Raw genomic sequence first — 24,676 nt, forward strand, 5'->3', positions numbered from 1 at the left:
GGCGACCCCCGTCACACTGTCTATACTTACATGTCTGTAAAGCGCGTTCTGCGCAACACAATAAGAAAAGAGAAGGAGGAGAACCGGGTGACAGAACCGTTAACCGAAACCCCTGAACTATCCGCGAAATATGCCTGGTTTTTTGATCTCGATGGAACGCTGGCGGAAATTAAACCGCATCCCGATCAGGTGCTCGTGCCTGACAATATTCTGCAAGGACTTCAGCTACTGGCAACCGCAAGTGATGGTGCATTGGCATTGATATCAGGGCGCTCAATGGTAGAGCTTGACGCTTTGGCAAAACCTTATCGCTTCCCGTTAGCGGGCGTGCATGGGGCGGAGCGCCGTGACATCAATGGTAAAACGCATATCGTTCATCTGCCGGATGCGATTGCGCGTGATATTAGCGTGCAACTGCATACGGCTATCGCCCAGCTTCCCGGCGCGGAGCTGGAGACGAAAGGGATGGCCTTTGCGCTGCATTATCGTCAGGCTCCGCAGCATGAAGACGCATTAATGACATTAGCGCAACGTATTACCCAGATCTGGCCACAAATGGCGTTACAGCAGGGAAAGTGTGTTGTCGAGATCAAGCCGCGAGGCACCAGTAAAGGTGAGGCGATTGCTGCCTTTATGCAGGAAGCTCCCTTTATCGGGCGAACGCCGGTATTTCTGGGCGATGATTTAACCGATGAATCTGGCTTCGCTGTCGTTAACCGGCAGGGCGGAATGTCAGTAAAAATTGGCACAGGCGCAACTCAGGCATCATGGCGACTGGCGGGCGTGCCGGATGTCTGGAGCTGGCTTGAAATGATAACCACCGCATTACAACAAAAAAGAGAAAATAACAGGAGTGATGACTATGAGTCGTTTAGTCGTAGTATCTAACCGGATTGCACCACCAGATGAGCACGCCGCCAGTGCCGGTGGCCTTGCCGTTGGCATACTGGGGGCACTGAAAGCCGCAGGTGGACTGTGGTTTGGCTGGAGTGGCGAAACAGGAAATGAGGATCAGCCACTAAAAAAGGTGAAAAAGGGTAACATTACGTGGGCCTCTTTTAACCTCAGCGAACAGGACCTTGACGAATACTACAACCAATTCTCCAATGCCGTTCTCTGGCCTGCTTTTCATTATCGCCTCGATCTGGTGCAATTTCAGCGTCCTGCCTGGGATGGCTACCTACGCGTAAATGCAATGCTGGCAGATAAATTATTGCCGCTCCTGCAAGACGATGACATTATCTGGATCCACGATTATCACCTGTTGCCCTTTGCGCATGAATTACGCAAAAGAGGGGTGAATAATCGCATTGGTTTCTTTTTGCATATTCCATTCCCGACGCCGGAAATCTTCAACGCGCTGCCGACATATGACACCTTGCTTGAACAGCTTTGTGATTATGATTTGCTGGGTTTCCAGACAGAAAACGATCGTCTGGCGTTCCTGGATTGCCTTTCTAACCTGACCCGTGTCACGACGCGTAGCGCAAAAAGCCATACGGCCTGCGGCAAAGCGTTTCGAACAGAAGTTTACCCGATCGGCATTGAACCGAAAGAAATAGCGAAACAGGCAGCCGGACCACTGCCGCCAAAACTGGCGCAACTCAAAGCGGAACTGAAAAACGTACAGAACATCTTTTCTGTTGAACGACTGGATTATTCCAAAGGTCTGCCGGAGCGTTTTCTCGCCTATGAAGCGTTACTGGAAAAATATCCGCAACATCACGGTAAAATTCGTTATACCCAGATCGCGCCAACGTCGCGTGGTGATGTGCAAGCCTATCAGGATATTCGTCATCAGCTCGAAAATGAAGCCGGACGAATTAATGGTAAATATGGGCAATTAGGCTGGACGCCGCTTTATTATTTGAATCAGCATTTTGACCGTAAATTACTGATGAAAATATTCCGTTACTCTGACGTGGGCTTAGTGACGCCACTGCGTGACGGGATGAACCTGGTGGCAAAAGAGTATGTTGCCGCTCAGGACCCAGCCAACCCGGGCGTACTTGTTCTTTCGCAATTTGCGGGAGCGGCAAACGAGTTAACGTCGGCGTTAATTGTTAATCCCTACGATCGTGACGAAGTTGCAGCTGCGCTGGATCGTGCATTGACTATGTCGCTGGCGGAACGTATTTCCCGTCATGCAGAAATGCTGGACGTTATCGTGAAAAACGATATTAACCACTGGCAGGAGTGCTTCATTAGCGACCTAAAGCAGATAGTTCCGCGAAGCGCGGAAAGCCAGCAGCGCGATAAAGTTGCTACCTTTCCTAAGCTTGCGTAAGTGCGGTTAATCTCCCGTAAGTGGAACTAACAGCACATCGACCTCACTTGAGGCAATCACTCTTTTCGCCGAGCAGGATGCTCGCGAAAAGAAACTGTGATTGTGATTACCGCAAATCACCAAATCGAAATGATGTTTGCGACAAACCTCCAGAATATGTTCGCTTAACTCACCGTAGGCAATAAACGTCTCGTCAACGGGATACCCCGCATCCTGAATTAACTTATCAAGAAAGCTTTGCGTTTCTTCCTGCATCACGCTGCGTAAATCTTCAAGCATCGGCGCGGCTAATTGATTGTACATTTCCGGGTCGGAAGCGAGAGTAATTAAACTGATGTGTCCCTTTACTGGCCTGGCGATAGATACCGCTTTTGCTAGCAGTTGCTGACTTTCCGGTGTAACCGCAACGGCGACAAGAATATTGCTATAGCTCATAACCTGTTCCTTATTCTGTGAACTTCAGGTGACATTAAAGCTTTACTCCTAATGGAGGAAGGACGCAATTCGAACTCAGTCAAACAGGTAAATATTAGCTTGGTTATTAGTAAAAATAATTAATCAATGACGCCCAGCAATCATATAATTTCAATTGTTATTATAAGGAAAAAATGTACTAATTCCCCTTATTAAACAAATGGGTAATATATATAAAACATTTCGTTAACATTAAGTGGGTTGTTGCCTGTCTTTGCCTTAAATCAGTATATTGTGTTGTAAGTGCCTGTTTGTAAATAGATTAACTGATTTGGCATTTGACCAATTATTTATAGCAGATGATTATTTACGGTGAGTTATTTTAACTGTGCGAAACATCTCATTTCGATTATTACGGTTTCACTTTTGCTTACCATCGGTGTGAAAAACTTTTTAACAGATTGAAATACACCCAAAACAAAAGTATGACTTATACATTTATGTTAAGTAATTGAGTGTTTTATGTGATCTGCATCACACATTATTGAAAATCGCAGTACCCCTCCGTTGTATGTGCGTGTAGTGACGAGTACAGTTGCGTCGATTTAGGAAAAATCTTAGATAAGTGTAAAGTACCCCCTCTATTTGTAAGGACCTATTAAACCCAATAAGGTGGGGCTGTTTTATTGCAGCTTATCGCAACTATTCTAATGCTAATTACTTTTTACCGGGGCTTCCCGGCGACATCACGGGGTGCGGTGATACCGCATAAAAATAAAGTTGGTTATTCTGGGTGGGAATAATGCATACCTCCGAGTTGCTGAAACACATTTATGACATCAACTTGTCATATTTACTACTTGCACAGCGTCTGATTGTTCAGGACAAAGCGTCCGCAATGTTTCGTCTCGGCATAAATGAAGAAATGGCGACAACGTTAGCGGCACTGACTCTTCCGCAAATGGTTAAGCTGGCAGAAACCAATCAACTGGTTTGTCACTTCCGTTTTGACAGCCACCAGACGATTACTCAGTTGACGCAAGATTCCCGCGTTGACGATCTCCAGCAAATTCATACCGGCATCATGCTCTCAACACGCTTGCTGAATGATGTTAATCAGCCTGAAGAAGCGCTGCGCAAGAAAAGGGCGTGATCATGAGTGAAAAAAGCATTGTTCAGGAAGCGCGGGATATTCAGCTGGCAATGGAATTGATCACCCTGGGCGCTCGTTTGCAGATGCTGGAAAGCGAAACACAGTTAAGTCGCGGACGCCTGATAAAACTCTATAAAGAACTGCGCGGAAGCCCACCGCCGAAAGGCATGCTGCCATTCTCAACCGACTGGTTTATGACCTGGGAACAAAACGTTCATGCTTCGATGTTCTGTAACGCATGGCAGTTTTTACTGAAAACCGGCTTGTGTAATGGCGTCGATGCGGTAATCAAAGCCTACCGTTTATACCTTGAACAGTGCCCGCAAGCAGAAGAAGGACCGCTACTGGCATTAACCCGTGCCTGGACATTGGTACGGTTTGTTGAAAGTGGATTACTGCAACTTTCCAGCTGCAACTGCTGCGGCGGCAATTTTATTACCCACGCTCACCAGCCTGTTGGCAGCTTTGCCTGCAGCTTATGTCAGCCGCCATCCCGGGCAGTAAAAAGACGTAAACTTTCCCAGAATCCTGCCGATATTATCCCACAACTGCTGGATGAACAGAGAGTACAGGCTGTTTAACTGATACGGTGTGGCGAAACATTCCAGCAGCGGTAACGACGTACCGCTGCTTTTTTTTGCCCCAATCGCGCGTTAACGTCTGACGACTGAACATCCTGTCATGGTCAACAGTGGAAGGATGATGTCGTGCTTATCTTATTAGGTTACCTGGTTGTTCTCGGTACAGTTTTCGGCGGTTATCTGATGACCGGTGGAAGCCTTGGAGCACTCTATCAACCCGCTGAACTGGTGATTATTGCCGGTGCAGGGATTGGGTCGTTTATCGTCGGCAATAATGGCAAAGCGATTAAAGGCACGCTGAAGGCGCTGCCGTTGCTATTTCGTCGCTCCAAATATACCAAAGCAATGTATATGGATCTGCTGGCTCTGCTTTATCGGTTGATGGCGAAATCGCGGCAGATGGGGATGTTTTCGTTGGAACGCGATATTGAAAATCCCCGTGAGAGCGAGATCTTCGCCAGCTACCCACGCATCCTTGCGGATAGCGTCATGCTTGATTTTATCGTCGATTATCTGCGCCTGATTATCAGCGGTCACATGAATACCTTCGAAATTGAAGCCCTGATGGATGAAGAGATTGAGACGCACGAAAGCGAAGCAGAAGTCCCGGCGAACAGTCTGGCATTGGTCGGGGACTCACTTCCGGCGTTTGGTATTGTCGCGGCTGTGATGGGGGTCGTTCACGCGTTAGGTTCAGCCGATCGTCCTGCCGCCGAGCTGGGGGCGCTTATCGCACATGCGATGGTGGGGACTTTCCTCGGTATTTTATTGGCTTACGGATTTATTTCCCCATTAGCGAGTGTTTTACGTCAGAAAAGCGCCGAAACCAGCAAAATGATGCAATGCGTGAAAGTCACACTGCTTTCTAATCTGAACGGTTACGCACCGCCTATCGCCGTTGAGTTTGGTCGCAAAACGCTCTATTCCAGCGAACGTCCGTCGTTTATTGAACTGGAAGAGCATGTGCGTGCGGTGAAAAATCCGCAACAACAGACGACAACCGAGGAAGCATGAAGAATCAAGCGCATCCGATTATTGTCGTCAAACGACGCAAAGCCAAAAGCCACGGGGCAGCACATGGATCGTGGAAGATTGCTTATGCCGACTTTATGACCGCGATGATGGCCTTTTTTCTGGTGATGTGGCTAATCTCCATCTCCAGCCCAAAAGAGCTGATTCAGATTGCGGAGTACTTCCGGACTCCACTGGCGACTGCGGTTACGGGCGGCGATCGCATTTCTAATAGTGAAAGCCCAATTCCCGGTGGGGGTGATGATTACACCCAAAGCCAGGGGGAAGTGAATAAGCAGCCGAACATCGAAGAGCTGAAAAAACGCATGGAGCAAAGTCGATTGCGGAAATTGCGTGGCGATCTCGACCAGTTGATTGAATCCGATCCGAAACTGCGGGCGTTACGTCCACATCTCAAAATCGATCTGGTCCAGGAAGGTCTACGTATTCAGATCATCGATAGCCAGAATCGCCCGATGTTCAGAACCGGCAGTGCCGACGTCGAACCCTATATGCGCGACATTCTGCGCGCCATCGCGCCCGTTTTGAATGGTATTCCCAACCGTATTAGCCTTTCGGGTCATACCGATGATTTCCCTTACGCCAGTGGTGAGAAAGGATATAGCAACTGGGAGCTTTCTGCCGATCGGGCCAATGCATCCCGCCGCGAACTGATGGTTGGCGGATTGGATGGCGGCAAAGTGTTACGTGTCGTCGGCATGGCGGCAACGATGCGCTTAAGCGATCGCGGTCCTGATGATGCTGTCAACCGTCGCATCAGCCTGCTGGTACTGAACAAACAAGCCGAACAGGCCATTTTGCATGAAAACGCCGAAAGCCAGAATGAGCCAGTAAGCGCCCTGGAAAAACCTGAGGTTGCACCACAGGTCAGTGTTCCCACAATGCCATCAGCCGAACCGAGGTGACAGCGTGAGCATGGATATAAGCGATTTTTATCAGACTTTTTTTGATGAAGCGGACGAACTGTTGGCTGATATGGAGCAGCATCTGCTGGTTTTGCAGCCGGAAGCGCCAGATGCCGAACAATTGAATGCCATCTTTCGGGCTGCCCACTCGATCAAAGGAGGGGCAGGAACTTTTGGCTTCAGCGTTTTGCAGGAAACCACGCATCTGATGGAAAACCTGCTCGATGAAGCCAGACGAGGTGAGATGCAACTCAACACCGACATTATCAATCTGTTTTTGGAAACGAAGGACATCATGCAAGAACAGCTCGACGCTTATAAACAGTCGCAAGAGCCGGATGCCGCCAGCTTCGATTATATCTGCCAGGCCTTGCGTCAACTGGCATTAGAAGCGAAAGGCGAAACGCCATCCGCAGTGACCCGATTAAGTGTGGTTGCCAAAAGTGAACCGCAAGATGAGCAGAGTCGCTGTCAGTCACCGCGTCGAATTATCCTCTCGCGCCTGAAGGCCGGGGAAGTCGACCTGCTGGAAGAAGAGCTGGGACATCTGACAACCCTAACTGACGTGGTAAAGGGGGCGGATTCTCTCTCGGCAATATTACCGGGCGACATTGCCGAAGATGACATCACAGCGGTACTCTGTTTTGTGATCGAGGCCGATCAGATTACCTTTGAAACAGTAGAAGTCGCGCCAAAAATATCCCCCCCACCAGTGCTTAAACTGGCAGCCGAACAAGCGCCAACCGGTCGCGTGGAGCGGGAAAAAACGACGCGCAGCAGTGAATCCACCAGCATCCGTGTAGCGGTAGAAAAGGTTGATCAATTAATTAACCTCGTCGGCGAGCTGGTCATCACCCAGTCCATGCTTGCCCAGCGTTCCAGCGAACTGGACCCGGTTAATCATGGTGATTTGATTACCAGCATGGGGCAGTTACAACGTAACGCTCGTGATTTGCAGGAATCAGTGATGTCGATTCGTATGATGCCGATGGAGTATGTCTTTAGTCGCTATCCCCGCCTGGTGCGAGATCTGGCGGGAAAACTCGGCAAGCAGGTAGAACTGACGCTGGTGGGCAGTTCCACTGAACTCGACAAGAGCCTGATAGAACGCATTATCGATCCGCTGACCCACCTGGTACGCAATAGCCTCGATCACGGTATTGAACTGCCAGAAAAACGGCTCGCCGCAGGTAAAAACAGTGTCGGAAATTTAATTCTGTCTGCCGAACATCAGGGCGGCAACATTTGCATTGAAGTGACCGATGATGGTGCGGGGCTAAACCGTGAGCGAATTCTGGCAAAAGCGGCCTCGCAAGGTTTGACTGTCAGCGAAAACATGAGCGACGACGAAGTCGCGATGCTGATATTTGCGCCTGGCTTCTCCACTGCGGAACAGGTCACCGACGTCTCCGGGCGCGGCGTCGGTATGGATGTCGTTAAACGTAATATCCAGGAGATGGGGGGGCATGTCGAAATCCAGTCGAAGCAGGGCACAGGTACTACCATCCGCATTTTACTGCCGCTGACGCTGGCAATCCTCGACGGCATGTCCGTACGCGTTGCGGATGAAGTTTTCATTCTGCCGCTGAATGCGGTCATGGAATCACTGCAACCCCGTGAAGCTGATCTCCATCCACTGGCAGGCGGCGAGCGGGTGCTGGAAGTGCGTGGTGAATATCTGCCCATCGTTGAATTGTGGAAAGTATTCAACGTCGCGGGCGCGAAAACCGAAGCCACCCAGGGAATTGTGGTGATCCTGCAAAGTGGCGGTCGCCGCTACGCCTTGCTGGTGGATCAACTAATCGGTCAACACCAGGTTGTGGTTAAAAACCTTGAAAGTAACTATCGCAAAGTCCCCGGCATTTCTGCTGCGACCATTCTTGGCGACGGCAGCGTGGCACTGATTGTTGATGTCTCCGCCTTGCAGGCGATAAACCGCGAACAACGTATGGCGAACACCGCCGCCTGAATGAGTAAAAAGGTAACAATATGACCGGTATGACGAATGTAACAAAGCTGGCCAGCGAGCCGTCAGGCCAGGAATTCCTGGTATTTACCCTTGGTGACGAAGAATACGGTATTGATATTCTGAAAGTGCAGGAGATCCGTGGTTACGATCAGGTGACACGGATTGCAAACACGCCAGCGTTTATCAAAGGTGTCACTAATCTGCGCGGTGTTATTGTGCCGATTGTCGACTTACGAATTAAGTTCAGCCAGGTGGATGTGGACTATAACGACAACACGGTAGTTATCGTCCTGAATCTCGGACAGCGGGTGGTCGGCATCGTGGTTGACGGCGTCTCAGATGTGCTTTCATTGACGGCGGAGCAAATTCGTCCGGCACCGGAATTTGCCGTGACGCTTTCAACAGAATATCTCACTGGACTGGGCGCACTGGGCGACCGCATGTTGATTCTGGTGAACATCGAAAAACTGCTGAACAGCGAAGAGATGGCGCTGTTAGATAGCGCGGCGTCAGAAGTGGCGTAATTCTCCTGATTTCCTCAATTGCAATGAACCCGATGACCTGCGCATCGGGTTTTTTATTTCAGTTTCGCGGCGGGTGGCATCAGCAATAAAGTTTCCCTCCTTCTTGCCGATAACGAGATCAACTTGTTTTCAGGAAGGTGCCTTATGATTAACCGTATCCGCGTAGTCACGCTGTTGGTAATGGTGCTGGGGGTATTCGCACTGTTACAGCTTATTTCCGGCAGTCTGTTTTTTTCCTCCCTTCACCATAGCCAGAAGAGCTTTGTGGTTTCCAATCAATTACGGGAACAGCAGGGCGAGCTGACGTCAACCTGGGATTTAATGCTGCAAACGCGCATTAACCTGAGTCGATCAGCGGTGCGGATGATGATGGATTCCTCCAATCAACAAAGTAACGCCAAAGTTGAATTGCTCGATAGCGCCAGGAAAACTTTGGCCCAGGCCGCGACACATTATAAAAAATTCAAAAGCATGGCGCCGTTACCTGAAATGGTCGCTACCAGTCGTAATATTGATGAAAAATATAAAAACTATCACACAGCATTAACTGAACTGATTGATTATCTTGATTATGGCAATACTGGAGCTTATTTCGCTCAGCCAACCCAGGGAATGCAAAATGCAATGGGCGAAGCGTTTGCTCAGTACGCCCTCAGCAGTGAAAAAATGTATCGCGATATCGTCACTGACAACGCAGATGATTATCGATTTGCCCAGTGGCAACTGGCGGTTATTGCGCTGGTGGTGGTATTGATTCTGCTGGTGGCGTGGTACGGCATTCGCCGTATGTTGCTTACACCGCTGGCAAAAATTATTGCTCACATTCGCGAAATCGCCAGTGGTAACCTGGCGAATACCCTGACCATTGACGGGCGCAGTGAAATGGGCGACCTGGCGCAGAGCGTTTCACATATGCAACGCTCTTTGACTGACACCGTCACTCATGTGCGCGAAGGCTCTGATGCCATCTATGCTGGCACCCGTGAAATTGCGGCGGGCAATACCGATCTTTCTTCCCGTACTGAACAGCAAGCATCCGCGCTGGAAGAAACTGCTGCCAGCATGGAGCAACTCACCGCGACGGTGAAGCAAAATGCCGATAACGCCCGCCAGGCCTCACAACTGGCGCAAAGTGCCTCCGACACCGCCCAGCATGGCGGCAAAGTAGTGGATGGCGTAGTGAAAACGATGCATGAGATTGCCGATAGTTCGAAGAAAATCGCCGACATTATCAGCGTTATCGATGGTATTGCCTTCCAGACCAATATCCTGGCGCTGAATGCCGCTGTTGAAGCCGCGCGTGCGGGTGAACAGGGCCGTGGTTTTGCCGTGGTGGCGGGCGAAGTGCGCAATCTTGCCAGTCGCAGCGCCCAGGCGGCAAAAGAGATCAAAGCACTTATTGAAGACTCCGTCTCACGCGTTGATACCGGTTCGGTGCTGGTCGAAAGCGCCGGGGAAACAATGAACAATATCGTCAATGCTGTCACTCGCGTGACTGACATTATGGGCGAAATTGCATCGGCATCAGATGAACAGAGCCGCGGCATCGATCAAGTCGCATTGGCGGTTTCGGAAATGGATCGCGTCACGCAACAGAACGCATCGCTGGTGCAGGAATCAGCTGCTGCCGCCGCTGCGCTGGAAGAACAGGCCAGTCGTTTAACACAAGCGGTTTCTGCGTTCCATCTGGCAGCCAGCCCACTCACCAATAAAACGCAAACATCATCCCGTCCTGCCAGTGAGCAACCACCGGCACAGCCACGACTGCGAATTGCTGAACAAGATCCAAACTGGGAAACATTTTAACGAGCATTGACTAACGCGGTCATTGCCGCCTGATGGGGAGCGTTGATGTTTAATCGTATTCGAATTTCGACCACGCTGTTTTTAATTTTGATTCTCTGCGGGATCTTGCAGATTGGCAGTAACGGCATGTCTTTTTGGGCATTTCGCGATGATTTGCAACGATTGAATCAGGTCGAGCAGAGCAATCAGCAACGTGCGGCATTAGCGCAAACTCGGGCGGTGATGTTACAGGCCAGCACCGCGCTGAATAAAGCGGGCACTCTGACGGCGCTTAGCTATCCGGCAGATGACATTAAAACGTTGATGACGACGGCGCGCGCCAGTCTGACGCAATCCTCTACGTTATTTAAAAGTTTTATGGCGATGACTGCGGGCAACGAGCACGTCAGGGCGTTGCAAAAAGAGACGGAGAAAAGTTTTGCCCGCTGGCACAACGATCTCGAACATCAGGCGACCTGGCTTGAAAGTAATCAACTTTCGGATTTCCTCACTGCGCCGGTGCAGGAATCACAGAATGCGTTTGACGTTAACTTTGAGGCCTGGCAGCAGGAGATCAACCATGTGCTGGAAGCCGCCAGTGCGCAAAGCCAGCGTAACTATCAGATTTCGGCGCTGGTGTTTATCAGCATGATTATTGTTGCAGCGCTCTACATCAGCAGTGCGCTGTGGTGGACGCGCAAGATGATTGTTCAACCACTGGCCATCATCGGTAGCCATTTTGACAGCATTGCTGCGGGTAATCTGGCGCGTCCGATTGCGGTATATGGTCGCAATGAGATCACCGCCATTTTTGCCAGCCTGAAGACCATGCAGCAGGCTTTACGTGGGACGGTGAGTGATGTGCGTAAGGGAAGCCAGGAGATGCACATTGGTATCGCGGAGATTGTCGCAGGCAATAACGATCTCTCAAGTCGTACCGAACAGCAGGCGGCATCGTTGTCACAAACGGCCGCCAGTATGGAGCAATTAACCGCCACGGTAGGGCAAAACGCCGATAACGCGCGACAGGCGTCGGAACTGGCAAAAAAAGCCGCCACAACGGCGCAGGCGGGGGGTGTCCAGGTCAGTACCATGACTCACACCATGCAGGAAATCGCCACCAGCTCGCAAAAAATTGGCGACATTATCAGCGTTATCGACGGCATTGCTTTCCAGACCAATATTCTGGCCCTGAATGCGGCAGTGGAAGCGGCTCGCGCCGGAGAGCAGGGGCGTGGTTTTGCGGTAGTGGCAGGTGAAGTGCGCAATCTTGCCAGCCGTAGCGCCCAGGCGGCAAAAGAGATCAAAGGACTGATCGAAGAGTCTGTCAATCGTGTCCAGCAGGGTTCGAAACTGGTGAATAACGCCGCCGGGACCATGACCGATATTGTCAGTTCGGTGACCCGCGTGAACGACATTATGGGAGAAATTGCCTCTGCGTCGGAAGAACAACGGCGTGGGATTGAACAAGTTGCACAGGCTGTCAGCCAGATGGATCAGGTGACTCAGCAGAACGCCTCGCTGGTAGAAGAAGCGGCGGCGGCAACGGAACAACTGGCGAACCAGGCTGACCATCTTTCGTCGCGTGTGGCGGTATTTACCCTTGAAGAACATGAAGTAGCACGACATGAGTCGGCGCAGTTACAGATTGCGCCAGTGGTATCCTGAAGTGATTGAGAAGGCGCTATGACTTCATCTCTGCCCTGTGGGCAAACGTCTTTATTGTTACAGATGACCGAGCGCCTGGCGCTTTCCGACGCGCATTTTCGGCGGATAAGTCAATTGATCTATCAACGAGCCGGGATCGTCCTGGCCGACCATAAACGCGACATGGTTTACAACCGACTGGTTCGTCGTTTGCGTTCGCTGGGACTGACGGATTTCGGCCATTACTTGAACTTGCTGGAATCTAATCAGCACAGCGGTGAGTGGCAGGCGTTTATCAATTCGCTGACCACGAATCTGACGGCTTTTTACCGTGAGGCGCATCATTTTCCTCTGCTCGCGGATCACGCCCGGCGTCGTTCTGGCGAGTATCGCGTATGGAGCGCGGCGGCTTCGACCGGCGAAGAACCGTACAGCATTGCGATGACACTGGCTGACACATTGGGCACCGCGCCTGGACGCTGGAAAGTGTTTGCCAGCGATATCGACACCGAGGTGCTGGAAAAAGCCAGAAGCGGTATTTATCGCCATGAAGAGCTGAAAAATCTGACGCCGCAGCAACTGCAGCGGTACTTCATGCGGGGGACGGGACCGCATGAAGGATTGGTGCGTGTGCGTCAGGAGCTGGCGAACTATGTTGATTTTGCCCCGCTGAATTTACTGGCGAAACAATACACCGTGCCGGGGCCGTTTGATGCGATCTTCTGTCGTAACGTCATGATCTACTTCGATCAAACTACCCAGCAGGAGATTTTGCGCCGCTTTGTTCCGCTCCTTAAACCCGACGGATTGCTGTTTGCGGGTCACTCTGAAAACTTTAGCCACCTTGAGCGCCGCTTCACGCTGCGTGGTCAGACGGTGTATGCGCTAAATAAGGATTAACGATGAGCAAAATCAGGGTGTTATCTGTCGATGATTCGGCACTAATGCGCCAGATCATGACAGAAATCATCAACAGCCATAGCGACATGGAAATGGTGGCGACCGCCCCTGATCCGCTGGTTGCGCGTGATTTGATTAAGAAATTCAATCCCGATGTATTGACGCTGGATGTTGAAATGCCGCGGATGGACGGACTGGATTTTCTCGAAAAATTAATGCGTTTGCGTCCAATGCCCGTTGTGATGGTTTCTTCCCTGACCGGCAAAGGGTCAGAAGTTACGCTGCGCGCGCTGGAGCTGGGGGCGATAGATTTTGTCACCAAACCGCAGCTGGGTATTCGCGAAGGAATGCTGGCGTATAGCGAAATGATTGCTGAAAAGGTGCGTACAGCAGCAAAGGCGAGCCTTGCAGCACATAAACCATTGTCGGCACCGACAACGCTGAAAGCGGGGCCGTTGTTGAGTTCTGAAAAACTGATTGCGATTGGTGCTTCAACGGGTGGAACTGAGGCAATTCGTCACGTCCTGCAACCGTTGCCGCTTTCCAGCCCGGCACTGTTAATTACCCAGCATATGCCGCCCGGTTTCACCCGCTCTTTTGCCGACAGACTTAATAAGCTTTGCCAGATCGGGGTTAAAGAAGCCGAAGACGGAGAACGTGTCTTGCCGGGGCATGCCTATATTGCGCCGGGCGATCGGCATATGGAGCTGGCGCGTAGTGGCGCAAATTATCAAATCAAAATTCACGACGGCCCGGCGGTTAACCGTCATCGGCCTTCGGTAGATGTGTTGTTCCATTCTGTCGCCAAACAGGCGGGGCGTAATGCGGTTGGGGTGATCCTGACCGGTATGGGCAACGACGGCGCGGCGGGAATGTTGGCGATGCGTCAGGCGGGAGCATGGACCCTTGCACAAAACGAAGCAAGTTGCGTGGTGTTCGGCATGCCGCGCGAGGCCATCAATATGGGTGGTGTTTGCGAAGTGGTCGATCTTAGCCAGGTAAGCCAGCAAATGCTGGCGAAAATCAGTGCCGGACAGGCGATACGTATTTAAATCAGGAGTGTGAAATGGCGGATAAAGAACTTAAATTTTTGGTTGTGGATGACTTTTCCACCATGCGACGCATTGTGCGTAACCTGCTGAAAGAGCTGGGATTCAATAATGTTGAGGAAGCGGAAGATGGCGTCGACGCCCTCAATAAGTTGCAGGCAGGCGGTTATGGATTTGTTATCTCCGACTGGAACATGCCCAACATGGATGGCCTGGAATTGCTGAAAACGATTCGTGCGGATGGCGCGATGTCGGCATTGCCGGTGTTAATGGTGACTGCAGAAGCGAAGAAAGAGAACATCATTGCTGCGGCGCAAGCGGGGGCCAGTGGCTATGTGGTGAAGCCATTTACCGCCGCGACGCTGGAGGAAAAACTCAACAAAATCTTTGAGAAACTGGGCATGTGAGGATGCGACTATGATGCAACCATCAATCAAACCTGCTGACGAGCATTCAGCTGGCGATATCATTGCGCGCATCGGCAGCCTGACGCGTATGTTGCGCGACAGTTTGCGCGAGCTGGGGCTGGATCAGGCAATTGCCGAAGCGGCGGAAGCCATCCCCGATGCCCGCGATCGTTTGTACTATGTTGTGCAGATGACTGCCCAGGCTGCAGAGCGGGCGCTGAACAGTGTTGAAGCGTCACAACCACATCAGGATCAAATGGAGAAATCAGCAAAAGCATTAACCCAACGTTGGGATGACTGGTTTGCCGATCCGATTGACCTTGCCGATGCCCGTGAACTGGTGACAGATACGCGGCAATTTCTGGCAGATGTCCCCGCGCATACCAGCTTTACTAACGCGCAACTGCTGGAAATCATGATGGCGCAGGATTTTCAGGACCTCACCGGACAGGTCATTAAGCGGATGATGGATGTCATTCAGGAGATCGAACGTCAATTGCTGATGGTGCTGTTGGAAAACATCCCGGAACAGGAGTCGCGTCCAAAACGTGAAAACCAGAGTTTGCTTAATGGACCTCAGGTTGATACCAGCAAAGCCGGTGTGGTAGCCAGTCAGGATCAGGTGGACGATTTGTTGGATAGTCTTGGATTTTGATTTGTATTGCCTGATGTGGCGTAACCGCGTCATATCAGGCGATGACGCCGCATCCGACAAACGCACACCATGCTTGATGTGTGCAGCAAAAGCCCTAAATCCCCCCTGTTTTGCCCCTTACTCAGACCATTGAACGCTTTTCGCTCTGGTATCATTCACGCTTAATACTCTTTCCAGGATTGGCGACGTGTCTGACGAGAGCGACGACAAAACAGAAGCCCCCACACCCCACCGACTTGAAAAAGCGCGGGAGGAGGGGCAGATCCCGCGTTCCCGTGAACTGACCTCACTGCTGAGTTTGTTGGTGGGCGTCTGTGTTATCTGGTTTGGCGGTGTGTCGCTGGCCCGTCGATTGTCGGGCATGCTCTCCGCTGGGCTGCATTTTGATCACAATATTATCAATGACCCGAATCTGATCCTCGGGCAGATTATTCTGCTGATCAGAGAAGCCATGTTGGGGCTGCTGCCGCTGATTAGCGGCGTGGTGCTGGTGGCGCTCATTTCTCCGGTCATGCTGGGGGGGCTGGTATTTAGCGGCAAATCCTTGCAGCCAAAGTTTTCCAAACTCAACCCACTACCGGGAATTAAACGGATGTTCTCGGCACAGACTGGCGCGGAGTTGCTTAAAGCGATTTTGAAAACCATCCTGGTTGGCAGCGTGACGGGGTTTTATCTCTGGCATCACTGGCCGCAGATGATGCGCTTAATGGCTGAGTCTCCGATTACTGCCATGGGTAATGCGATGGATCTGGTTGGGCTATGCGCACTGCTGGTGGTGCTTGGTGTTATTCCGATGGTGGGATTTGACGTTTTTTTCCAAATTTTTAGCCACCTGAAAAAACTGCGTATGTCGCGGCAGGATATTCGTGATGAGTTTAAACAAAGCGAAGGCGACCCTCATGTTAAGGGGCGGATCCGTCAGATGCAGCGAGCTGCTGCACGGCGTCGGATGATGAACGATGTGCCGAAAGCGGATGTCATTGTCAATAACCCGACCCACTATTCGGTAGCGTTGCAGTATGACGAAAACAAAATGAGCGCACCGAAAGTGGTCGCTAAAGGTGCAGGGCTGGTCGCACTGCGCATTCGTGAAATTGGCGCTGAAAATAACGTCCCGACGCTTGAAGCGCCGCCGCTGGCGCGAGCGCTGTATCGACATGCGGAGATCGGTCAACAAATCCCAGGCCAACTGTACGCCGCGGTGGCGGAGGTGCTGGCCTGGGTCTGGCAACTGAAACGCTGGCGTCTGGCTGGCGGACAGCGCCCTGTTCAACCTACTCATCTTCCGGTGCCGGAAGCCCTGGATTTTATTAACGAGAAACCGACCCATGAGTAATCTGGCCGCGATGCTGCGCCTGCCCGCAAACCTGAAATCGACACAATGGCAGATCCTTGCCGGACCGATTTTGATCCTGTTGATCTTGTCGATGATGGTGCTGCCCCTGCCCGCATTCATACTCGACCTGCTGTTCACCTTCAATATTGCCTTGTCGATAATGGTGTTGCTGGTCGCGATGTTTACCCAGCGCACGCTTGAGTTTGCTGCGTTTCCGACCATTCTGTTGTTTACCACGCTGTTACGTCTGGCACTTAACGTGGCTTCAACCCGTATCATTTTGATGGAAGGGCATACTGGCGCGGCGGCGGCAGGGAAGGTGGTCGAAGCGTTCGGTCACTTCCTCGTTGGTGGCAATTTCGCTATCGGTATCGTGGTGTTCGTCATTCTCGTGATCATCAACTTTATGGTTATTACCAAAGGTGCCGGGCGTATCGCAGAAGTAGGCGCGCGCTTTGTTCTCGATGGTATGCCAGGAAAGCAGATGGCGATTGATGCCGACCTTAACGCCGGACTGATTGGTGAAGATGAGGCGAAAAAACGCCGCAGTGAAGTCACTCAGGAAGCCGATTTTTACGGCTCAATGGACGGGGCAAGTAAGTTTGTTCGCGGCGATGCCATCGCCGGGATCCTCATCATGGTCATTAACGTTGTCGGCGGATTGCTGGTCGGTGTGCTGCAACATGGCATGAGCATGGGACATGCGGCGGAAAGTTATACGCTATTGACCATTGGTGACGGTCTGGTAGCACAAATTCCGGCGCTGGTGATTTCTACCGCCGCGGGGGTTATCGTTACGCGCGTCAGCACCGATCAGGATGTTGGCGAACAGATGGTGAATCAGCTTTTCAGTAACCCGAGCGTTATGTTGTTAAGCGCCGCCGTGCTCGGTTTACTCGGCCTGGTGCCTGGAATGCCGAACCTGGTATTTTTGCTGTTCACTGCCGGATTGCTGGGGCTGGCCTGGTGGATCCGCGGACGCGAACAAAAAGCGCCTGCCGAACCAAAACCGGTAAAAATGGCAGAGAATAATGCCGTTGTCGAAGCAACGTGGAACGATGTTCAACTGGAAGATTCTCTGGGAATGGAAGTGGGTTATCGACTGATCCCGATGGTCGATTTTCAGCAGGATGGTGAACTACTGGGTCGTATTCGCAGTATTCGCAAGAAATTTGCTCAGGAAATGGGCTTTCTGCCGCCGGTAGTACACATTCGCGACAATATGGATCTGCAACCTGCCCGCTACCGTATTTTGATGAAAGGCGTGGAGATAGGCAGTGGTGATGCATATCCGGGGCGCTGGTTGGCAATAAACCCAGGTACCGCAGCTGGAACGTTACCTGGAGAGGCGACCGTCGATCCGGCATTTGGTCTGAATGCTATCTGGATTGAAAGTGCGCTAAAAGAACAGGCGCAGATTCAAGGGTATACCGTGGTTGAGGCCAGCACGGTGGTGGCTACGCATCTTAACCACCTCATAAGCCAGCATGCCGCAGAGCTGTTTGGTCGTCAGGAGGCGCAACAGCTGCTGGATCGTGTCGCTCAGGAGATGCCAAAGCTGACGGAAGATCTCGTTCCTGGCGTCGTCACGCTCACCACACTGCATAAAGTGCTGCAAAATCTGCTCGATGAAAAAGTCCCGATTCGCGATATGCGCACCATTCTCGAAACGCTGGCGGAACATGCGCCCATCCAAAGCGATCCACATGAATTAACCGCCGTCGTGCGCGTGGCGTTAGGACGGGCTATAACCCAGCAGTGGTTTCCTGGCAAAGATGAAGTCCATGTTATTGGCCTCGATACACCGCTGGAACGTTTGTTACTACAGGCCTTGCAGGGTGGGGGCGGACTGGAGCCTGGGCTGGCGGATCGTTTACTGGCACAAACTCAGGAAGCGCTATCCCGTCAGGAGATGCTGGGTGCGCCGCCAGTATTATTGGTGAACCACGCGCTGCGACCATTATTGTCTCGCTTCCTGCGTCGCAGCCTGCCGCAGTTAGTGGTGCTGTCGAATCTGGAACTATCAGATAACCGACATATCCGTATGACGGCGACGATTGGCGGCAAATAATGAGAGCCTTATTAGCAATATTATTGTTTCCGCTGCTGGCGCAAGCCGCCGGGGAGGGGATGTGGCAGGCGAGCAGTGTGGGCGTTACGTTGAATCACCGTGGTGAATCGATGTCGTCAGCGCCTCTTTCTTCGCGACAACCTGCATCAGGATTGATGACGCTGGTTGCGTGGCGTTATCAGCTTATCGGCCCAACTCCCGTAGGGCTGCGGGTTCGCTTGTGTTCACAATCTCGTTGTGTCGAATTAGAGGGGCAGAGCGGAACCACCGTGGCCTTTTCCGGTATACCGGCGGCAGAACCGTTGCGATTTATCTGGGAAGTGCCTGGCGGCGGGCGGTTAATTCCGCCGCTAAAAGTACAACGTAATGAAGTGATTGTGAATTATCGCTGAAGGACAAATAAAAATTACGCGCTCGCGGCATGTTTAATAACTCAGTGAAAAAGGCTCGATGTTTTGTTGCAATTATTTATCAGGAATAGCTTGCAACAAAACATGCCAAAAATATGTGAATTATCCTCTTGTCAAAGGGCTTGGATAAAAATCTTCAGAGTTACGGTATAACTGCAACTGGCGAGTTCGCGTATTGGTCTGTATGATCATACATGAGAGCCATTCTGATTCAGAATAAGGGGCACTTAAATCCTGAACGTCTTCATTTGAAAGGATTAATTCACATTCTTTGTCCCTAAAATCCAGCCAGGCTCGTTGTGATTTTTTAAGCAAGTTAAGTTGTTCGGTATCAGGTTTTTTGACACCTGTGCGTGGTACTTGTTCTATATAACGATAAGCTTCACCATAAGCTTTATTTAATTGCGCATCGACGAGATTGTATTCTTGTCGCAGGCATGATTTGATCACGTTAATGTCAGTATCATCATCTGAATTTTTTTGCCAACAATCTTTGATGGCTGAAATGTCATGGTCATTGACTATAACCGTATCTTCTGCGTAAGCCTGGCAAGAGATAATGCCTAATGTTAATACAAGAAATTTAAACACTGCGGTATTCCTTAAATTCAACCGTTATCGTTTCCCTGGGGCCGGATATTACGCTTCTGGCCTCTTATCCAACAGTGAGAAAACAGTGGCATGTCCATTTTCAGAATACATTTAGATGGCAATAAAAAAGCCTGATCAGGTAACCCTGATCAGGCTTCACTCTCACGAAAAATCGATTACATACGCTCTACTGTCTCAATACCCAGCGTATCCAGGCCCAGCTTCAGCGTCTTCGCCGTCAGTTGTGCCAGTTTCAGACGACTGTTACGCACTTCTTCGTTTTCTGCGCTGAGGATCGGGCAGTGCTCGTAGAAGCCAGAGAACAGACCGGCCAGATCGTACAGGTAAGCACACATTACATGCGGCGTGCCTTCACGGGCAACCACGGTGAGGGTTTCTTCAAACTGCAGCAGGCGAGCTGCCAGTTGTGCCTCACGATCTTCACGGATGATTACCGGGGCTGCAGCCAGTTGCTCTTCGTTAATTTCTGCTTTACGGAACACGGACAATACACGCGTGTAAGCATACTGCATGTATGGCGCGGTATTACCCTCAAACGCCAGCATGTTGTCCCAGTCGAAGATGTAGTCAGTGGTACGGTTTTTGGATAGATCTGCGTATTTAACCGCACCAATACCAACCGCATTAGCCAGTTTTTCCAGCTCATCGGCTGGCATATCCGGGTTCTTCTCTGCCACCAGACGGCGTGCGCGTTCCAGGGCTTCATCCAGCAGATCGGCCAGTTTCACCGTACCGCCAGCACGCGTTTTGAACGGTTTGCCGTCTTTGCCCAGCATCATGCCGAACATATGGTGTTCCAGCGGTACGGATTCCGGCACATAGCCTGCTTTACGGACGATCGCCCACGCCTGCATCAGGTGTTGATGCTGACGGGAGTCGATGTAATACAGCACGCGATCGGCATGCAATGTTTCATAACGATATTTCGCACAGGCGATATCAGTGGTGGTGTAGAGATAGCCACCATCTTTCTTCTGAATGATCACGCCCATCGGTTCGCCTTCCTTGTTTTTGAACTCATCAAGGAATACGACGGTTGCGCCTTCGCTTTCTACAGCCAGACCTTTGGCTTTGAGATCAGCCACGATACCCGGCAGCATCGGGTTGTACAGGCTTTCGCCCATCACGTCATCACGAGTCAGCGTCACGTTCAGACGATCGTAGGTGATCTGGTTCTGCGTCATGGTGATGTCGACTAGTTTGCGCCACATCTCACGGAAGTATTCGTCACCGCTTTGCAGTTTTACCACGTAGTTACGTGCACGCTCAGCGAACGCTTCATCTTCATCGTAATGCTTTTTCGCATCGCGGTAGAAACCTTCAAGATCAGCCAGCTCCATTTCACCGGCATTTTCCTGCTGCTGCTTTTCCAGCCATGCAATCAGCATACCGAACTGAGTGCCCCAGTCGCCGACGTGGTTTGCGCGAATCACTTTGTGACCGAGGAACTCCAGAGTACGAACTGCTGCGTCACCAATAATGGTAGAGCGCAGGTGACCAACGTGCATCTCTTTCGCCACGTTTGGCGCAGAGTAGTCAACCACAATGGTCTGTTTTTCTGGCGTAGCAACACCGAGACGATCGGACGCCAGCGCCTGCTGAACATGTTCAGCCAGGAATGCCGGATCAAGGAAAATGTTGATAAAGCCAGGACCCGCGATCTCAACTTTGCTGGCGATACCGTTAAGATCCAGATGAGTCAGCACCTGCTCTGCTAATTGTCGCGGTGCCATACCCAGTTTTTTAGCAACTGCCATCATGCCGTTAGCCTGATAGTCGCCGAACTGAACTTTTGCTGACTGACGAACCTGCGGTTCGCAATCCGCAGGCGCGCCTGCCGCAATCATGGCCTGACGGACTTTTTCTGAGAGAAGAGCCTGAATATTCACCGGAATACCTTACATTGATGAAGCGAGCAAAAATTGCCCGCACCAGTTAAAGAAATTAGGGCGGGAGTATACTGCAAATGGCTGTTTTCGTCAGCAACGTGCGCGTGGTGTATTGCCGTTTTCACTATTGCATCAGAAGCGGCGTGAAATCAGCGGTTGGTTGGCGCAGGGCAACAGGGTAAATTAACGCTTTTACTGAAAGACGAAGAGTGATTATGGCGAACTGGCAATCTATCGACGAGCTGCAGGATATTGCATCGGATTTACCGCGATTTACCCACGCATTAGATGAACTTTCCCGCCGTCTGGGGTTGGATATCACTCCACTGACTGCCGATCACATTTCTTTGCGTTGCCATCAAAACGTCACCGCTGAACGCTGGCGTCGCGGGTTTGAACAGTGCGGCGAGCTTTTGTCAGAAAATATGATCAATGGCAGGCCGATTTGTCTGTTTAAATTGCATGAACCGGTACAGGTTGCGCACTGGCAGTTTTCCATTGTGGAGCTACCGTGGCCCGGGGAAAAACGTTACCCGCACGAAGGTTGGGAACATATTGAAATCGTTCTGCCGGGCGATCCAGAAACGCTGAATTCCCGTGCGCTGGCATTGTTTTCTGATGAAGGACTCAGCCTGCCGGGGATCTCAGTTAAAACCAGTTCGCCAAAAGGTGAGCATGAGCGATTACCGAATCCGACGCTGGCGGTCACCGATGGCAAAACGACCATTAAATTTCATCCGTGGTCCATTGAAGAGATCGTTGCCAGCGAGCAGTCGGCGTAATTAAGGAGCAAAAATGGCATTACTGGAAATTTGCTGTTACAGCATGGAATGCGCGCTAACGGCGCAGCAAAACGGCGCAGACAGAGTTGAATTATGCGCAGCCCCAAAAGAGGGGGGCTTAACGCCGTCGTTGGGGGTATTGAAATCCGTGCGCCAGCGGGTGACGATCCCTGTGCATCCAATTATTCGCCCACGCGGTGGTGATTTTTGCTACAGCGACGGTGAGTTTGCCGCCATTCTTGAGGATGTGCGCACAGTCCGCGAATTAGGTTTTCCTGGACTGGTGACGGGCGTTCTCGATGTTGACGGGAATGTCGATATGCCACGAATGGAAAAAATAATGGCTGTTGCCGGTCCGCTGGCAGTGACTTTTCATCGCGCCTTCGATATGTGCGCTAACCCTTTAAATACACTCAATAATCTTGCGGAATTGGGCGTTGCTCGGGTACTGACATCAGGGCAAAAATCAGACGCACTGCAAGGTTTATCAAAAATTATGGAACTTATTGCCCATGGTGATGCTCCAATCATTATGGCCGGAGCAGGAGTCCGTGCAGAAAACCTGCACCACTTCCTCGATGCCGGAGTGCTGGAAGTCCATAGCTCCGCGGGAGCGTGGCAAGCCTCACCAATGCGTTATCGTAATCAAGGATTGTCCATGTCATCAGATGCACACGCGGACGAGTATTCGCGTTATGTCGTAGACGGGGCGGCGGTTGCTGAAATGAAAGGAATCATTGAACGCCGTCAGGCCAAATGATTTTTACCGTTGCATCATGTCGCCCAATATGATGCTTGCTCGTACCAGGCCCCTGCAATTTCAACAGGGGCCTTTTTTTATCCCCGAGAAGTATAAAAAACGAACGATTTCTGTGATCGGTTGAGCGCGTGACAGTGCGCATAGCGTTGTGCTAAAAATTTTTATATATTCATATTAATTATGTAATTTAAATTACTAAAACTGTCAAATATATATTCTAAATAACAACTGGGTTATTCCTTAGCAATTAATGATTACATTGTAATAAATCATATTCTTTATCGATTATTTCAGGCAGTGTTGTGCCGAATTATGCAAGCGGTCAATTCGTTGTATATTTAATTATACAATGATTTCGGTGTTCTGGAATTAATTAGAGGAATCTATGCGAGGGAAAAAACGCATTGGGTTATTATTTTTGCTGATAACGGTTGTGGTTGGTGGCGGCGGGTTATTACTGGCGCAAAAAGCCTTACATAAAACGTCGGATACCGCATTTTGCCTTTCCTGCCACTCGATGAGTAAACCTTTTGAGGAATATCAGGGAACTGTCCACTTTTCTAACCAGAAAGGGATACGTGCGGAATGTGCCGATTGCCATATTCCAAAGTCAGGGGTGGATTATTTATTTGCTAAATTAAAAGCTTCTAAAGATATTTATCATGAATTTGTTAGCGGCAAAATAGACAGTGACGATAAGTTCGAAGCGCATCGTCAGGAAATGGCCGAAACAGTATGGAAAGAATTAAAAGCAACTGATTCTGCAACGTGTCGTAGTTGCCATTCTTTTGATGCCATGGATATTGCCTCGCAAAGTGAATCTGCGCAGAAAATGCATAACAAAGCGCAAAAGGACGGCGAAACCTGTATCGATTGTCATAAAGGCATTGCCCATTTTCCACCAGAAATAAAAATGGATGACAACGCGGCGCATGAGCTGGAAAGTCAGGCCGCTACTTCAGTTACCAATGGCGCACATATTTATCCTTTCAAAACTTCTCGCATAGGCGAGCTGGCTACCGTGAATCCAGGTACCGATCTCACCGTCGTTGATGCCAGTGGCAAACAGCCGATCGTTCTGTTGCAGGGTTATCAAATGCAGGGCAGTGAAAACACGCTCTACCTGGCGGCAGGTCAACGGCTGGCGCTAGCCACATTAAGTGAAGAAGGTATCAAGGCGTTAACGGTAAACGGGGAATGGCAGGCTGACGAATACGGCAATCAATGGCGTCAGGCGTCTTTACAGGGTGTGCTTACCGATCCCGCATTAGCGGACCGTAAACCGCTATGGCAATACGCTGAAAAACTTGACGATACCTATTGTGCTGGTTGCCATGCCCCTATCGCCGCTGACCATTACACCGTCAATGCATGGCCGTCCATTGCCAAAGGAATGGGTGCGCGAACCAGCATGAGCGAAAACGAACTGGACATTTTGACGCGGTACTTCCAGTACAACGCCAAAGATATTACCGAGAAACAGTGATCCTCGTTGATCAGGGAGGAAG

24 protein-coding genes are annotated in these 24,676 nt (G+C 50.8%); 21 read left to right on the plus strand and 3 right to left on the minus strand.

Translation table 11 applies throughout. From position 1 onward, the window contains the following. The first annotated feature begins 87 nt into the window (after positions 1–87). Together otsB and otsA are read left to right on the plus strand one after the other, a co-directional pair. On the plus strand, positions 88–888 hold the full coding sequence (gene otsB, locus FQ015_RS02715; protein ID WP_137513644.1) for a trehalose-phosphatase: 801 nt from the start codon (positions 88–90) through the stop codon (positions 886–888). Next, positions 863–2,287, plus strand: a complete 1,425-nt coding sequence (otsA, locus tag FQ015_RS02720) for an alpha,alpha-trehalose-phosphate synthase (RefSeq protein WP_001354736.1) — start codon at positions 863–865, stop codon at positions 2,285–2,287. The genes otsB and otsA overlap by 26 nt, the downstream gene beginning before the upstream one ends. Positions 2,288–2,293: 6 nt before the next feature. Here the strand turns inward: otsA and uspC are convergent, their stop codons facing one another. Next, complete coding sequence (gene uspC, locus FQ015_RS02725) at positions 2,294–2,722, minus strand: universal stress protein UspC (protein WP_000122421.1); 429 nt, start codon at positions 2,720–2,722, stop codon at positions 2,294–2,296. A gap of 781 nt (positions 2,723–3,503) precedes the next feature. Between uspC and flhD the strand changes: the two genes are divergently transcribed. The 15 genes from flhD to flhE all read left to right on the plus strand — a co-directional run bounded on the left by flhD (position 3,504) and on the right by flhE (position 19,107). Further along, the gene (flhD, locus tag FQ015_RS02730) at positions 3,504–3,854 is read left to right on the plus strand and encodes a flagellar transcriptional regulator FlhD (RefSeq protein ID WP_001295647.1); all 351 of its coding nucleotides are present in this window, start codon (positions 3,504–3,506) and stop codon (positions 3,852–3,854) included. Positions 3,855–3,856: 2 nt separating this feature from the next. Further along, on the plus strand, positions 3,857–4,435 hold the full coding sequence (gene flhC, locus FQ015_RS02735; RefSeq protein WP_001291603.1) for a flagellar transcriptional regulator FlhC: 579 nt from the start codon (positions 3,857–3,859) through the stop codon (positions 4,433–4,435). 126 nt (positions 4,436–4,561) lie between these two features. Beyond that, positions 4,562–5,449, plus strand: a complete 888-nt coding sequence (gene motA / locus FQ015_RS02740; protein WP_000906336.1) for a flagellar motor stator protein MotA — start codon at positions 4,562–4,564, stop codon at positions 5,447–5,449. After that, positions 5,446–6,372, plus strand: a complete 927-nt coding sequence (gene motB / locus FQ015_RS02745) for a flagellar motor protein MotB (RefSeq protein ID WP_000795625.1) — start codon at positions 5,446–5,448, stop codon at positions 6,370–6,372. Before motA ends, motB begins: the two co-directional genes overlap by 4 nt. A 4-nt stretch (positions 6,373–6,376) precedes the next feature. After that, positions 6,377–8,341, plus strand: a complete 1,965-nt coding sequence (gene cheA / locus FQ015_RS02750; RefSeq protein ID WP_160523680.1) for a chemotaxis protein CheA — start codon at positions 6,377–6,379, stop codon at positions 8,339–8,341. Positions 8,342–8,361: 20 nt separating this feature from the next. Further along, entirely contained in the window at positions 8,362–8,865 is a 504-nt protein-coding gene (gene cheW, locus FQ015_RS02755; RefSeq protein ID WP_000147302.1) for a chemotaxis protein CheW, read from the plus strand. Between the two features lie 144 nt (positions 8,866–9,009). Beyond that, positions 9,010–10,671, plus strand: a complete 1,662-nt coding sequence (gene tar / locus FQ015_RS02760) for a methyl-accepting chemotaxis protein II (RefSeq protein ID WP_039020711.1) — start codon at positions 9,010–9,012, stop codon at positions 10,669–10,671. Between the two features lie 45 nt (positions 10,672–10,716). Continuing rightward, positions 10,717–12,318, plus strand: coding sequence for a methyl-accepting chemotaxis protein IV (tap, locus tag FQ015_RS02765; RefSeq protein WP_039020712.1), 1,602 nt, complete (start codon positions 10,717–10,719; stop codon positions 12,316–12,318). A gap of 18 nt (positions 12,319–12,336) precedes the next feature. Further along, positions 12,337–13,197, plus strand: coding sequence for a protein-glutamate O-methyltransferase CheR (cheR, locus tag FQ015_RS02770; protein ID WP_039020713.1), 861 nt, complete (start codon positions 12,337–12,339; stop codon positions 13,195–13,197). Positions 13,198–13,199: 2 nt separating this feature from the next. Then, the gene (gene cheB / locus FQ015_RS02775; RefSeq protein WP_000036371.1) at positions 13,200–14,249 is read left to right on the plus strand and encodes a protein-glutamate methylesterase/protein glutamine deamidase; all 1,050 of its coding nucleotides are present in this window, start codon (positions 13,200–13,202) and stop codon (positions 14,247–14,249) included. Positions 14,250–14,263: 14 nt separating this feature from the next. Then, positions 14,264–14,653 (plus strand): chemotaxis response regulator CheY, encoded by a 390-nt coding sequence (cheY, locus tag FQ015_RS02780; protein WP_000763867.1) that lies wholly within the window; start codon positions 14,264–14,266, stop codon positions 14,651–14,653. A 10-nt stretch (positions 14,654–14,663) separates the two neighbouring features. Then, entirely contained in the window at positions 14,664–15,308 is a 645-nt protein-coding gene (gene cheZ, locus FQ015_RS02785; RefSeq protein WP_000983609.1) for a protein phosphatase CheZ, read from the plus strand. A 187-nt stretch (positions 15,309–15,495) separates the two neighbouring features. Next, complete coding sequence (flhB, locus tag FQ015_RS02790; protein WP_160523681.1) at positions 15,496–16,644, plus strand: flagellar biosynthesis protein FlhB; 1,149 nt, start codon at positions 15,496–15,498, stop codon at positions 16,642–16,644. Then, positions 16,637–18,715, plus strand: a complete 2,079-nt coding sequence (flhA, locus tag FQ015_RS02795; protein ID WP_000066967.1) for a flagellar biosynthesis protein FlhA — start codon at positions 16,637–16,639, stop codon at positions 18,713–18,715. Before flhB ends, flhA begins: the two co-directional genes overlap by 8 nt. Beyond that, complete coding sequence (gene flhE, locus FQ015_RS02800) at positions 18,715–19,107, plus strand: flagellar protein FlhE (RefSeq protein WP_001202066.1); 393 nt, start codon at positions 18,715–18,717, stop codon at positions 19,105–19,107. Before flhA ends, flhE begins: the two co-directional genes overlap by 1 nt. A 120-nt stretch (positions 19,108–19,227) precedes the next feature. On the opposite strand, the gene FQ015_RS02805 is transcribed toward flhE, so the two are convergent. Beyond that, complete coding sequence (locus tag FQ015_RS02805; protein ID WP_001370468.1) at positions 19,228–19,716, minus strand: lysozyme inhibitor LprI family protein; 489 nt, start codon at positions 19,714–19,716, stop codon at positions 19,228–19,230. A 90-nt stretch (positions 19,717–19,806) separates the two neighbouring features. Here FQ015_RS02805 and yecV point away from each other — a divergent pair, with 90 nt between their 5' ends. Continuing rightward, a complete protein-coding gene (gene yecV, locus FQ015_RS24085; protein ID WP_211180499.1) occupies positions 19,807–19,851 on the plus strand; it encodes a protein YecV in 45 nt (14 codons plus the stop codon). A gap of 41 nt (positions 19,852–19,892) precedes the next feature. On the opposite strand, the gene argS is transcribed toward yecV, so the two are convergent. Beyond that, on the minus strand, positions 19,893–21,626 hold the full coding sequence (gene argS / locus FQ015_RS02810) for an arginine--tRNA ligase (protein WP_039020715.1): 1,734 nt from the start codon (positions 21,624–21,626) through the stop codon (positions 19,893–19,895). Between the two features lie 215 nt (positions 21,627–21,841). Between argS and FQ015_RS02815 the strand changes: the two genes are divergently transcribed. The 3 genes from FQ015_RS02815 (at position 21,842) to FQ015_RS02825 (ending at position 24,654) form a co-directional block, all read left to right on the plus strand. After that, on the plus strand, positions 21,842–22,408 hold the full coding sequence (locus tag FQ015_RS02815) for a VOC family protein (protein ID WP_105278990.1): 567 nt from the start codon (positions 21,842–21,844) through the stop codon (positions 22,406–22,408). 13 nt (positions 22,409–22,421) lie between these two features. After that, positions 22,422–23,168, plus strand: coding sequence for a copper homeostasis protein CutC (gene cutC / locus FQ015_RS02820; RefSeq protein ID WP_001185745.1), 747 nt, complete (start codon positions 22,422–22,424; stop codon positions 23,166–23,168). A 385-nt stretch (positions 23,169–23,553) separates the two neighbouring features. After that, the gene (locus FQ015_RS02825) at positions 23,554–24,654 is read left to right on the plus strand and encodes a NapC/NirT family cytochrome c (protein WP_160523682.1); all 1,101 of its coding nucleotides are present in this window, start codon (positions 23,554–23,556) and stop codon (positions 24,652–24,654) included. Positions 24,655–24,676: the final 22 nt, after the last annotated feature.

Origin of the sequence: Escherichia sp. HH26CH (assembly GCF_009820205.1) — a bacterium.
Taxonomy (GTDB): domain Bacteria; phylum Pseudomonadota; class Gammaproteobacteria; order Enterobacterales; family Enterobacteriaceae; genus Escherichia; species Escherichia coli_F.